Origin of the sequence: Escherichia sp. E.sYA108 (genome assembly GCF_011754335.1) — a bacterium.
In the GTDB taxonomy this organism is placed as follows: domain Bacteria; phylum Pseudomonadota; class Gammaproteobacteria; order Enterobacterales; family Enterobacteriaceae; genus Escherichia; species Escherichia coli.
Genome location: NZ_JAAQVZ010000001.1, coordinates 969474 through 982537, shown reverse-complemented (window position 1 = coordinate 982537; position 13064 = coordinate 969474). Strand labels below are relative to the sequence as shown.

Here is a 13064-nt window from a genome sequence, read left to right as displayed (position 1 = left end):
GTTAATAAGCTGGGAAACTTATGAGTAACAGTACAATCAGTATGATGACAAGTCGCATCATAACCCTTCTCCTTCAAGCCCTCGCTTCGGTGAGGGCTTTACCGTTACAGCCCCATGCTGCCCTGCCATCGTAAATCCCCATTAAATAAACACAACGCATTGATCTGACTTTGATTTATTTTCTGGAGCAGACTCGCAAAGTAGAATGCGCAATGCGGCAACGGTGTGGAGAAGGGATAAAAAAACGGGCAAGTCAGTGACCTGCCCGTTAATTTTCAGAGAAGGGGAATTAGTACAGCAGACGGGCGCGAATGGTACCCGGAATAGCTTTCATTGCCTGCAGCGCTTTTTCGGCAACGTCTTCGTCGGCTTCAATATCAATAACTACATAACCCATCTGGGCGGAAGTTTGTAGATATTGCGCGGCGATGTTGACGCCCTGCTCGGCAAAAATTTTGTTGAGCGCAGTTAGCACGCCCGGACGGTTTTCGTGGATGTGCATCAGACGACGCCCACCGTGCAGTGGCAGCGAGACTTCCGGGAAGTTCACCGCAGAGAGCGTTGAGCCATTGTCAGAATACTTGATCAATTTACCCGCAACTTCCAAGCCGATATTCTCCTGCGCTTCCTGAGTCGAACCGCCAATGTGTGGCGTCAGAAGGACATTGTCGAATTCACACAGCGGAGAGGTAAATGGATCGCTATTGGTCGCCGGTTCCGTCGGGAATACGTCGATTGCCGCCCCCGCCAGATGTTTGCTCGCCAGCGCGTCACACAGCGCTGGAATATCCACCACAGTACCGCGCGAAGCATTAATCAGCAGCGAGCCGGGCTTCATTAGCGAAATCTCTTTCGCGCCCATCATATTTTTGGTGGACGGATTCTCTGGTACATGCAGACTCACCACATCGCTCATATTCAGCAGGTCAGAAAGATGCTGTACCTGAGTGGCGTTGCCCAGCGGCAGTTTGTTTTCAATATCATAAAAGTAAACATACATTCCCAGCGATTCAGCCAGAATGCCCAATTGCGTACCAATATGACCGTAGCCGATGATACCCAGCTTTTTGCCGCGCGCTTCAAAAGAACCCGCCGCCAGTTTGTTCCACACGCCACGATGCGCTTTAGCATTGGCTTCTGGCACGCCGCGCAATAGCAGCAGCAGTTCGCCAATCACCAGCTCCGCAACAGAGCGCGTATTTGAGAACGGTGCGTTAAATACCGGGATCCCGCGCTTTGCCGCCGCATCCAGATCAACCTGATTTGTTCCGATACAGAAACAGCCAATAGCGACCAGTTTTTCTGCGGCGTTGATCACGTCTTCAGTCAGATGGGTACGGGATCGCAGGCCGATGAAGTGGGCATCGCGGATGGATTCTTTTAATTGTTCATCATCCAGCGCGCCTTTGTGAAATTCGATGTTGGTGTAACCAGCTGCACGAAGGCTTTCCAGCGCCTTTTGGTGCACGCCTTCTACCAGCAGAAACTTAATCTTGTCTTTCTCCAGCGATACCTTTGCCATTTACCCAATCCTGTCTTTTGAAATGTTGTGTGCGGATTTGCATCCGCCTTTCAACATATCAAAAAATAATATTGCGGCAATATGAACGTTTGCGTCGCGATGTTGAGGAAATATCACGCAAAAGTATTTCTTGGATGAATATGCTGGTTTAGAAGATTTATTTAGAGCAATCGACAATTGCCAGGTAAAAACGTGACACATGTCACCAAATTTAATGAAGAGAATTTTTTTAACGGGGGAGGTTCCCCCGTCAGATCATTTCACAATAGTTTTGACACCGTCAGGTGTGCCAATCAGCGCAACGTCCGCGCCACGGTTAGCAAACAAACCAACAGTCACCACACCAGGAATCGCATTTATGGCGTTTTCCATCGCTATCGGGTCAAGGATTTCCATGCCGTGGACGTCGAGGATCACGTTGCCGTTATCGGTCACTACGCCCTGACGGTATTCCGGACGACCGCCCAGTTTCACCAGCTGGCGCGCCACTGCACTACGTGCCATCGGGATAACTTCTACTGGCAGCGGGAATTTGCCCAGAATATCAACCTGCTTGGAAGCGTCTGCAATACAGATAAATTTTTCCGCAACCGAAGCAATGATTTTTTCACGGGTCAGCGCCGCGCCGCCGCCTTTGATCATTTGCATGTGGCCGTTGATTTCATCTGCGCCATCAACGTAGATGCCAAGGCTGTCGACTTCGTTGAGATCAAAAACGTGAATGCCGAGGCTTTTCAGTTTTTCAGTGGAAGCATCTGAACTGGAAACGGCCCCTTCAATCTGGCCTTTCATTGTACCGAGTGCGTCAATAAAGTGTGCGGCGGTGGAACCTGTACCTACACCAACAATGGTGCCGGGCTGAACATACTGAAGTGCCGCCCATCCTACTGCTTTTTTCAATTCATCCTGCGTCATGATCGTTTCGCCTGTGGTATGAAATTTCACACGCATTATATACAAAAAAAGTGATTCAGACCCCGTTGGCAAGCCGCGTGGTTAACTCATCCATAAAATATCGCGCAATGGCGGGCATCCCCTTTCGCCCCGCAAATAAAGCATACAACGGTCTGGGGATGCCGCTCCACGGTGCAAACAGGCGCACCAGTTCCCCGTTCGCAAGCCCCTGTTTACAGGCAAACTGAGGCAATAACGCCACGCCATTCAACACAACCAGGGCGCGAACTCGCTGAGCGAAATGCATTAGCGCAAATCCCTGATCTTTTAAGCTGCGCGTTAACCACTGATACAAATGTTACCCGCCAACGGCTTCGGTATATGCAACCCGACACAAAATTGTGTCATAGTGCAGGAAAAAGCATTTACCAGGAGCAGACAACAGCAATGAAACGCCCGGACTACAGAACATTACAGGCACTGGATGCGGTGATACGTGAACGAGGATTTGAGCGCGCGGCACAAAAGCTGTGCATTACACAATCAGCCGTCTCACAGCGCATTAAGCAACTGGAAAATATGTTCGGGCAGCCGCTGTTAGTGCGTACCGTACCGCCGCGCCCGACGGAACAAGGGCAAAAACTGTTGGCGCTACTACGCCAGGTGGAGCTGCTGGAAGAAGAGTGGCTGGGCGATGAACAAACCGGTTCGACTCCGCTGCTGCTTTCACTGGCGGTCAACGCCGACAGTCTGGCGACGTGGTTGCTTCCGGCACTGGCTCCTGTGTTGGCTGATTCGCCCATCCGCCTCAACTTGCAGGTAGAAGATGAAACCCGCACTCAGGAACGTCTGCGTCGCGGCGAAGTGGTCGGCGCAGTGAGTATTCAACATCAGGCGCTGCCGAGTTGTCTTGTCGATAAACTCGGTGCGCTCGACTATCTGTTCGTCAGCTCAAAACCGTTTGCCGAAAAATATTTCCCTAACGGCGTAACGCGTTCGGCATTACTGAAAGCGCCAGTGGTCGCGTTTGACCATCTTGACGATATGCACCAGGCCTTTTTGCAGCAAAATTTCGATCTGCCTCCTGGCAGCGTACCCTGCCATATCGTTAATTCTTCGGAAGCGTTCGTGCAACTTGCTCGTCAGGGCACCACCTGCTGTATGATCCCGCACCTGCAAATCGAGAAAGAGCTGGCCAGCGGCGAACTGATTGACTTAACGCCAGGGCTATTCCAACGCCGGATGCTCTACTGGCACCGCTTTGCTCCTGAAAGCCGCATGATGCGTAAAGTCACTGATGCGTTGCTCGATTATGGTCACAAAGTTCTTCGTCAGGATTAATCCATCAAATAATGCCTGATAGCACATATCAGGCGTTATCCTCACTTCTTTTTGTATTCCTTGAATCACATTACAAAATAGACAAATCTCAGGCGGCAAAAAACGACGTCTGAATGCATTTTTTTGCTGGAGACAAACCCACGTAAAAAGCTCACCGTAAGCGCAAATACCCTCATTTTGATTGCGTTTTACGGAGCAAATAATGTCTAACGTGCAGGAGTGGCAACAGCTTGCCAACAAGGAATTGAGCCGTCGGGAGAAAACTGTCGACTCGCTGGTTCAGCAAACCGCGGAAGGGATCGCCATCAAGCCGCTGTATACCGAAGCCGATCTCGATAATCTGGAAGTGACGGGTACCCTTCCCGGTTTACCACCCTACGTTCGTGGCCCGCGTGCCACTATGTATACCGCCCAACCGTGGACCATCCGTCAGTATGCTGGTTTCTCGACAGCAAAAGAGTCCAACGCTTTTTATCGCCGTAACCTGGCCGCCCACCGAGGCTACGACTCCGATAACCCACGCGTGGCGGGCGACGTCGGCAAAGCGGGCGTCGCTATCGACACCGGGGAAGATATGAAAGTCCTGTTCGACCAGATCCCGCTGGATAAAATGTCGGTTTCGATGACCATGAATGGCGCAGTGCTACCAGTACTGGCGTTTTATATCGTCGCCGCAGAAGAGCAAGGTGTTACATCCGATAAACTGACCGGCACCATTCAGAACGATATCCTCAAAGAGTACCTCTGCCGCAATACCTATATTTACCCGCCAAAACCGTCAATGCGTATTATCGCAGACATCATCGCCTGGTGTTCCGGCAACATGCCGCGATTTAATACCATCAGTATCAGCAGTTACCACATGGGTGAAGCGGGTGCCAACTGCGTGCAGCAGGTAGCATTTACGCTCGCCGATAGGATTGAGTACATCAAAGCAGCAATCTCCGCCGGGCTGAAAATTGATGGCTTCGTCCCTCGCCTGTCGTTTTTCTTCGGCATTGGCATGGATCTGTTTATGAACGCCGCCATGTTGCGTGCGGCACGTTATTTATGGAGCGAAGCGGTCAGTGGATTTGGCGCACAGGATCCGTATAACAACGTTATCCGCACCACCATTGATCATTGTGCACATCCTATGTGTCGGGATTATCTGCATCGCTATCTGGAAAATGCGTCCGGCGGACATATTCACCACGATCTTAGCCACGTCTTCGACTTACACCGTAATTTAATTGCAACCGGATCGATGCTGGGTTAATGGTTTGTCCCGTCACGATCTTCAGCAATATGCTGAAGCATCGTGGCGGTATAACGATGATTTCTGATTGAATAAAGATATTCCTGCATATACATCGGCCTGTGCGGCGCATCAAAATATTTCAGCGTTGCCGGATTCACCAGTCGCCAGGCAAAATGCGGGATCACCGTCAGAAAATGTCCCCGCTCCACGTCGCTGATTTTGGCCATAAAACTATAGGGACGATAAATAATGGTTGGATTGATCCCACAAGGACGCATATTCGCATCAATCATTGCTTCGAAGTTAGCCCGGTTTTGAAAGCGCATTTGTAGCCAGGGCAGCTCCTGAAGCAGCTCTTGCTCTTGTCGCTCTTCATAACGGCGAGAAACGAGAAAGCCCAATCGCAGCGGCGGTAGTTCACTGATAGTCAGGTTTTCCAGTTCCTGAACTCGTGCAGATACATGCTGTGGGGAGATTATAAAATCTAACTGACGGTCAAAAAGATTATCGATAACGCCATTTGCGCTGAACTCAACTGGCTGGGCGGTCACGCCTTCGTACTTATCTCCGAGACTAATCAACTGATCAAAAATAATGGTCGGATAAGTATTATCTATGCCTATCACAATGTCTCGTGAACGACGTCCTGAGTTATGGATTTCATTATCAATCGCAGAAAGTCGTTGATAAACCGGGAACAGTTTTTGATACAGTTCCTGTCCGGCTTTATTGAGGCTGATATTATTATCTTTGCGGGTAAATAGCGTATAGCCAATTTGTTCTTCCAGCGCGGCAATGCTTTTGCCAAATCGCGAAGCCGTCATATGGATTTTTTCTGCCGCCCGGGCAATATTATTGGTTTGCGCTAATAAAATGAAATTGCGCATCTTTTTCGAAATAAAAATGTCCATCCCCCCTCTCCCGCATCCTTGTCCGCTTAACCGTTTCAGTCAGCCTATCCTTGATGAAACCGCGAGCAAAGATAGGTGATTACGTCATGGTTTTACAGAAAAAGGAGGCAATATCGGGTAAAGGCATTAGCCCGACGAATACGTCGGGCTACAAGTATTAATGTGCAGCAGGTGTTTTAGCGGGTGGTTGATCCACAGGTTCTAACTGGAAGATTACATCGACCTGATCATCAAACTGAATAGCGGCCTGCTCGTAAGTTTCCTGGGCGGACACCGGCGCGGCATCGGCTTTCATCATCCGCACCATTGGGCTGGGCTGATAGTTGGAAACATGGTAGCGCACGCTATATACCGGCCCCAGTTTACGATGAAAGCCGTTCGCCAGTTCCTGCGCCTGATGAATCGCGTTATCAATCGCTGCCTTACGCGCTTTGTCTTTATAGGCATCCGGCTGCGCCACGCCCAGCGACACAGAACGAATTTCGTTAAGTCCCGCCTTCAGCGCGCCATCCAGCAAGGAATTCAGTTTGTCTAACTGACGGAGCGTGACTTCCACCGTTCTCACAGCACGGTAGCCTTTCAGGATACTTTTACCATCCTGATAATCATAATCTGGCTGGGTGCGTAAGTTCGCTGAGCTGATATCTTTTTTCGCGATCTGATTGAGTTCAAGGAAGGAAATGTATTGTGCGACGCGCTCATCCGCCTGTTTCTTGGCAGTAGCGGCATCCTTCGCGGCCACGTTAACTTCAATCGCAAGAGTGGCAATGTCTGGCACCGCATCCACGCTTGCCGTACCGGAGGTGACAATATGCGGTCCATCCGGCAATTCGTTAGCCTGCGCTGCCATCCCGCTAATACCCATTAATGCCGCCAGGGCGATAACTTTGAACTTCACGTTAGTCTCTCCGTGTTAATTGACTTGCCCAAAATTCAGGACCTCTGGAGGCAAGCTTAGCGCCTCTGTTTTATTTTTCCATCAGATAGCGCCTAACTGAACAAGGCTTGTGCATGAGCAATACCGTCTCTCGCCAGCTGCAAGGCAATAAACCACATAACACATCCCACTACCAGATTGATAATGCGCTGTGATTTTGCCGTGCGCAGGCGCGGTGCCAGCCAGGCTGCGAGAATAGCCAGACCAAAGAACCACAGGAAAGAGGCGCTAATTGTTCCGAGCGCAAACCAACGTTTTGGTTCCACATCAAGTTGCCCGCCAAGGCTGCCCAGCACAACAAAAGTATCCAGGTAAACATGCGGATTCAGCCAGGTCACTGCCAACATGGTGGCGATAATTTTCCATCTGCCTTGTTTCAGAACTTCGGCACTGGCTAACTCAATGTTACTGCTCATTGCTGTTTTAAAAGCGCCAAAACCATACCACAGCAAGAAGGCTACGCCGCCCCAGGTGACCAGCGCCAGCAACCACGGCGACTGCATCAATAACGCGCTGCCACCAAAAATCCCCGCACAAATCAGGACCAAATCGCTGATAGCACAAAGTAAGGCAATCATAATGTGGTACTGACGACGAATGCCCTGATTCATCACAAAAGCATTTTGTGGACCGAGCGGTAGGATCATAGCCGCCCCAAGTGCAAGACCTTGAAAATAATAAGAAAACACGTTGGATATTCCGAATTAAGTATCTGATGCAGAGACTATATCGCGGGATTGTTATTAGCGGAAATTGATAATATTAATTGGCAATCAGAAAAACTAATAAGAGAGAGGCCAGAGAGTATTATCTGGCCTCAGCGTTGATTACGCAGCTTTGTCTTCTTTCACCCGCTTAAAGTTCACATCCATTTGCGGGTACGGGAAGCTGATACCGGCGGCATCAAATTCACGTTTAATACGCTCCAGCACATCCCAGTACACGTTTTGCAGATCGCCGCTGTTGCTCCAGACGCGGACCACGAAATTAATCGACGATGCGCCAAGTTCGTTCAGACGCACAGTCATTTCGCGATCTTTCAAAATGCGATCTTCAGACTGGATAATATCGGTCAGGATCTGCTTAACCTGATCGATATCGGAATCATACGCCACGCCAATAATAAATTCGTTACGGCGAGCTGGCTCGCGGGAGAAGTTAATAATATTCCCGGCAATAATTTTACCGTTCGGAATAACGATAATTTTACCGTCTGCAGTACGCATGGTGGTGGAGAAAATCTGCACACTCAGCACAGTACCGGCTACGCCGCCGAGGTCAACATATTCTCCGGCACGGAACGGGCGGAACATGACAAGTAACACGCCAGCGGCCAGGTTAGACAGTGACCCCTGCAAAGCCAGACCAACAGCTAAACCTGCGGCACCGAGTACAGCAATGACTGACGCTGTTTGTACGCCCACGCGTCCCAGTGCTGCGATTAGCGTAAAGGCGATAATTCCGTAACGGACTAATGCAGAAAGAAAATCAGCAACAGTGGCATCGATTTTACGGGAGATCATCAGGCGATTCACCGCGTTGGAAATCATCCGCGCGATAATCAAACCAACGATGATGATCGCGAGTGCCGCCACGATGTTTACTGCATAACTTAGCAGCAGCGCCTGGTTAGCCACCAGCCAGCTTCCCGCGCCGTTTATGCTATCGACAACATTCAAATCTTCCATTCAATATTCCTTTTCAACTGACTCAAAATGGAGAAATACACTCCGCCGCCTTATGACGGGCAGTCTGACAAGGGTAAACAATAAAGCATAATTCTGCCAAATAGATCACAGATTTCTCATCTGTATCACCTTGCTTTTGGCGAAAAAAAGACCCGCAGAGCGGGCCTTGAGATAAGCAGAAAGGAATATCTTACAGAACGTCGATCGCGTTCAGTTCCTGGAATGCTTTTTCCAGACGAGCGATCATCGAAGTCTGACCGGCACGCAGCCATACGCGCGGATCGTAGTATTTCTTGTTCGGCTGATCTTCGCCTTTCGGGTTGCCCAGCTGGCCTTGCAGGTAAGCTTCGTTTTCTTTGTAGTAGTTCAGAACACCTTCCCAGGTTGCCCATTGGGTATCGGTATCGATGTTCATTTTCACTACGCCGTAGCTTACGGAGTCTTTGATTTCCTGAGCAGTAGAACCGGAACCACCGTGGAAGACGAAGTTCAGGCTGTTGTGCGGCAGGTTGTGTTTCTTAGAAACATATTCCTGAGAGTCGCGCAGGATGGTCGGAGTCAGAACCACGTTACCCGGCTTGTAAACACCGTGTACGTTACCGAAGGACGCAGCGATGGTGAAACGCGGGCTGATTTTGCTCAGCTCGGTGTATGCGTAATCAACGTCTTCCGGCTGGGTGTACAGTGCAGAAGCGTCCATGTGGCTGTTGTCCACGCCGTCTTCTTCACCACCGGTGCAACCCAGTTCGATTTCCAGAGTCATGCCGATTTTGGACATGCGCTCCAGGTATTTAGAGCAGATTTCAATGTTCTCTTGCAGAGATTCTTCAGACAGGTCAATCATGTGAGAAGAGAACAGCGGCTTACCGGTAGCAGCGAAGTGTTTTTCACCCGCGTCCAGCAGACCGTCGATCCACGGCAGCAGTTTTTTCGCGCAGTGGTCAGTATGCAGGATCACCGGAACACCGTAGTGTTCAGCCATCTGGTGAACGTGATGCGCACCAGAGATCGCACCCAGGATAGCAGCGCCCTGCGGAACGTCAGATTTCACGCCTTTACCAGCGATAAAAGAAGCACCACCGTTGGAGAACTGAACGATAACCGGCGCTTTAACTTTAGCTGCGGTTTCCAGTACGGCGTTGATGGAGTCAGTACCGACGCAGTTTACTGCTGGCAGTGCGAAGTTGTTTTCTTTTGCTACCTGGAAAACTTTCTGTACGTCATCACCAGTGATTACGCCAGGTTTTACGAAATCAAAAATCTTAGACATGTCTCTTGTCCTGTATCGTCGGGCCTTATACTCGTCATACTTCAAGTTGCATGTGCTGCGTCTACGTTCGCTCACCCCAATCACTTACTTATGTAAGCTCCTGGGGATTCACTCTCTTGTCGCCTTCCTGCAACTCGAATTATTTAGAGTATGAAAAAGTGCGTGCTCTAAAAGCGCGCTGAAACAAGGGCAGGTTTCCCTGCCCTGTGATTTTTTACTTCTTAGCGCGCTCTTCGAGCATCGCTACTGCAGGCAGTACTTTACCTTCCACGAATTCGAGGAATGCGCCGCCGCCAGTGGAGATGTAGGAGATTTTGTCAGCAATGCCGAACAGGTCGATTGCTGCCAGAGTGTCGCCGCCGCCAGCGATGGAGAACGCTTCGCTGTCTGCGATAGCGTTAGCCACGATTTCAGTACCTTTGCGGAAGTTCGGGAATTCGAACACGCCAACCGGACCGTTCCACAGAATGGTTTTCGCATTCTTCAGGATTTCAGCCAGTTCCTGAGCGGAAGCATCACCGATATCCAGGATCTGCTCGTCAGCTTTCACATCGTTAACAGATTTTAGGGTAGCCGGTGCAGTTTCAGAGAACTCGGTTGCTACGCGAACATCAGACGGAACCGGGATGTTGCAGGTGGTCAGCAGACGTTTAGCTTCGTCAACCAAGTCAGCTTCGTACAGGGATTTACCCACATCGTGGCCTTGTGCCGCGATAAAGGTGTTAGCGATACCACCGCCAACGATCAGCTGGTCAGCGATTTTAGACAGGGAGTCCAGAACGGTCAGTTTGGTAGATACTTTAGAACCACCAACGATAGCCACCATCGGGCGAGCAGGTTCTTTCAGTGCTTTACCCAGCGCGTCCAGTTCAGCTGCCAGCAGCGGGCCTGCGCACGCAACGTCAGCGAATTTACCGATACCGTGAGTAGAAGCCTGCGCGCGGTGAGCAGTACCGAATGCGTCCATTACGAACACGTCACACAGTGCAGCGTATTTTTTGGACAGAGTTTCGTCATCTTTCTTCTCGCCTTTGTTGAAGCGAACGTTTTCCAGAACAACCAGTTCACCTTCAGCAACGTCAACGCCGTCGAGGTAATCTTTAACCAGACGAACCGGGTTAGACAGTTTGTCTTTCAGGTAGTTAACAACCGGCAGCAGAGAGAATTCTTCGTTGTACTCGCCTTCGGTAGGACGACCCAGGTGGGAAGTTACCATCACTTTTGCGCCTTGTTTCAGGGCCAGTTCGATGGTCGGCAGAGAAGCACGGATACGCGCGTCGCTGGTTACTTTCCCGTCTTTTACTGGTACGTTCAGATCCGCACGGATAAATACACGTTTCCCAGCAAGATCCAGATCGGTCATCTTAATTACAGACATGGTGAATCCTCTCGTTGATTCTAAAAGTTTTGCAGACGCTGCTTGCGTCTTACCTGAAAGCAACAGTAGCCATAGCTAACGTCGTGTCGAGCATTCGGTTAGCAAAGCCCCATTCGTTATCGCACCAGACCAACGTTTTGATCAGGTGTGCGCCACTGACCCGGGTTTGAGTGCCATCGACAATGGCACTGTGCGGATCGTGGTTAAAATCTACAGAGACCAACGGCAATTCCGTATAGTCAACTATACCATGAAATGCACCTTGTGCTGCTTTTTGCAGCAACAGGTTGACTTCATTGGCTTTTACAGGTTTCTTCACCGTCACGCTTAAATCGATTGCCGTCACATTTATGGTTGGCACACGTACCGCAATCGCCTCAAAGCGATCGTTAAATTGCGGAAAAAATCGTGTGATACCGGCGGCCAGTTTAGTATCGACCGGAATGATCGACTGACTGGCTGCCCGAGTGCGACGCAGGTCAGGATGGTATGCATCAATAACCTGTTGATCGTGCATGGCGGAGTGAATTGTGGTCACAGTGCCGGACTCAATACCGTACGCATCATCTAACAATTTGATGACGGGAATTATGCAATTCGTGGTACAGGAAGCGTTAGAAACGATGCGGTGTTCCGCACGAAGTTGATCCTGATTGACGCCATAAACAACGGTCGTGTCGAGATCGTTACTGCCAGGATGTGAAAAGAGCACTTTTTTAGCCCCGGCGGCAATGTGTGCTTCACCATGCTCGCGGGAGCCATATACGCCGGTGCAGTCGAGGACTACATCAACGCCAAGTTCACGCCAGGGGAGCGATTGCAGTGAACGTTCATGCAATACACGGATGGCGTCATCACCAACAAAAAGTTGATCGCGTTCCTGTCGTACTTCCCATGCAAAACGGCCATGGCTGGTGTCATATTTCAACAAATGCGCCATGCCCGCAGCATCCGCCAGTTCGTTGATTGCCACCACGGTAATTTCCGCACGGCGTCCGGATTCATACAAAGCACGAACCACATTACGCCCGATGCGACCGAAGCCATTTATCGCTACGCGTACGGTCATAGATCTCCTGCAAGGTTTTCCCTGAGCAAATTTGCCAGACAGAGTAATCCAGCAAATCGTTCGGGGAAACCTTACCTGTCGCAAACTGCGACTGATTGGTTAATTGTCGAACATTTAATCGACTGAAACGCTTCAGCTAGGATAAGCGAAACGTGGAATAAAAGGAATGATTGTCCAGTCAAAGAAGACAATTATCTGACTTACGTCACGTTTTCAGCCCCGCCCCTGTGGAATTTATTCCACTTTGCAGAATCACGAATAAGCGTAGCAAAATCTTTTCGTTGTGCCGTCACAAACCCTGACTTATATCAGAATATGACTGATGCAGCGTCGATATTATCCGCAATACGTCCGAGTTTCGGAGTACTCCAATGATGACATTGCCCTACCCATATTCTTCCTCCGCACGTTTTTACGCGCTGCGCCTGCTCCCCGGGCAGGAAGTTCTCTCCCAATTACGCGCCTTCGCGCAGCAACAACAACTCCACGCCGCGTGGATTGCAGGTTGTACCGGCAGTCTGACTGACGTCGCCTTACGCTATGCCGGGCAAGAAAACACTGCCCTGCTAAGCGGTAAGTTCGAAGTCATCGCATTGAACGGCACGCTGGAACAGAGTGGTGAACATCTTCATCTCTGCGTTTCCGATCCACACGGCACGATGCTTGGCGGTCATATGATGCCCGGCTGTACCGTGCGGACCACGCTTGAACTGGTGATCGGCTGCCTTGAGGAACTGGCGTTTAGCCGCCAGTCTTGCGCGCTTTCTGGTTACGACGAGTTGCATATTTCCCCCGTTAACTAACTATTTTCAGA

Annotated in this window: 13 protein-coding genes and 2 pseudogenes; 4 read left to right on the top strand and 11 right to left on the bottom strand. The window is 50.2% G+C overall.

The features are described from left to right. Position 1 precedes the first annotated feature (1 nt). From ibsC to HBM92_RS04750, 4 genes are all read right to left on the bottom strand, one after another. Positions 2–61, bottom strand: a complete 60-nt coding sequence (gene ibsC / locus HBM92_RS04765) for a type I toxin-antitoxin system toxin IbsC (RefSeq protein ID WP_071525914.1) — start codon at positions 59–61, stop codon at positions 2–4. 228 nt (positions 62–289) lie between these two features. Then, positions 290–1522: a phosphoglycerate dehydrogenase gene (serA, locus tag HBM92_RS04760; RefSeq protein ID WP_001151604.1), complete on the bottom strand. Its 1233-nt coding sequence runs from the start codon at positions 1520–1522 to the stop codon at positions 290–292. 255 nt (positions 1523–1777) lie between these two features. Beyond that, complete coding sequence (gene rpiA / locus HBM92_RS04755) at positions 1778–2437, bottom strand: ribose-5-phosphate isomerase RpiA (RefSeq protein ID WP_000189743.1); 660 nt, start codon at positions 2435–2437, stop codon at positions 1778–1780. Between the two features lie 55 nt (positions 2438–2492). Continuing rightward, positions 2493–2723, bottom strand: coding sequence for a LysR substrate-binding domain-containing protein (locus HBM92_RS04750; protein ID WP_000545308.1), 231 nt, complete (start codon positions 2721–2723; stop codon positions 2493–2495). Between the two features lie 140 nt (positions 2724–2863). Here HBM92_RS04750 and argP point away from each other — a divergent pair, with 140 nt between their 5' ends. The 3 genes and pseudogenes from argP to HBM92_RS25785 form a co-directional block, all read left to right on the top strand. Next, positions 2864–3757 carry a DNA-binding transcriptional regulator ArgP gene (argP, locus tag HBM92_RS04745; protein ID WP_000828351.1) on the top strand — a complete coding sequence of 298 codons (894 nt, stop codon included), beginning with the start codon at positions 2864–2866 and terminating at the stop codon, positions 3755–3757. A gap of 202 nt (positions 3758–3959) precedes the next feature. Next, positions 3960–4886, top strand: a pseudogene (locus HBM92_RS04740) (methylmalonyl-CoA mutase family protein); the annotation flags it as partial. Next, positions 4863–5015, top strand: a pseudogene (locus HBM92_RS25785) (acetyl-CoA hydrolase); the annotation flags it as partial. The pseudogenes HBM92_RS04740 and HBM92_RS25785, both read left to right, overlap by 24 nt. Here the strand turns inward: HBM92_RS25785 and srsR are convergent. The 7 genes from srsR to epd form a co-directional block, all read right to left on the bottom strand. Further along, positions 5012–5908 carry a LysR family transcriptional regulator SrsR gene (gene srsR / locus HBM92_RS04735; protein ID WP_000350820.1) on the bottom strand — a complete coding sequence of 299 codons (897 nt, stop codon included), beginning with the start codon at positions 5906–5908 and terminating at the stop codon, positions 5012–5014. The pseudogene HBM92_RS25785 and the gene srsR overlap by 4 nt on opposite strands. A 157-nt stretch (positions 5909–6065) precedes the next feature. Beyond that, entirely contained in the window at positions 6066–6806 is a 741-nt protein-coding gene (locus HBM92_RS04730) for an oxidative stress defense protein (protein ID WP_000669831.1), read from the bottom strand. Between the two features lie 92 nt (positions 6807–6898). Beyond that, positions 6899–7534: an arginine exporter ArgO gene (gene argO, locus HBM92_RS04725; protein WP_000493346.1), complete on the bottom strand. Its 636-nt coding sequence runs from the start codon at positions 7532–7534 to the stop codon at positions 6899–6901. 138 nt (positions 7535–7672) lie between these two features. Beyond that, positions 7673–8533: a small-conductance mechanosensitive channel MscS gene (gene mscS / locus HBM92_RS04720; protein ID WP_000389811.1), complete on the bottom strand. Its 861-nt coding sequence runs from the start codon at positions 8531–8533 to the stop codon at positions 7673–7675. A gap of 190 nt (positions 8534–8723) precedes the next feature. Then, complete coding sequence (fbaA, locus tag HBM92_RS04715) at positions 8724–9803, bottom strand: class II fructose-bisphosphate aldolase (protein WP_000034375.1); 1080 nt, start codon at positions 9801–9803, stop codon at positions 8724–8726. A 214-nt stretch (positions 9804–10017) separates the two neighbouring features. Then, positions 10018–11181, bottom strand: a complete 1164-nt coding sequence (gene pgk / locus HBM92_RS04710) for a phosphoglycerate kinase (protein ID WP_000111269.1) — start codon at positions 11179–11181, stop codon at positions 10018–10020. Positions 11182–11230: 49 nt separating this feature from the next. Then, the gene (epd, locus tag HBM92_RS04705; protein WP_000218483.1) at positions 11231–12250 is read right to left on the bottom strand and encodes an erythrose-4-phosphate dehydrogenase; all 1020 of its coding nucleotides are present in this window, start codon (positions 12248–12250) and stop codon (positions 11231–11233) included. A gap of 371 nt (positions 12251–12621) precedes the next feature. Between epd and HBM92_RS04700 the strand changes: the two genes are divergently transcribed. Further along, entirely contained in the window at positions 12622–13053 is a 432-nt protein-coding gene (locus tag HBM92_RS04700) for a PPC domain-containing DNA-binding protein (protein WP_000988710.1), read from the top strand. Positions 13054–13064: the final 11 nt, after the last annotated feature.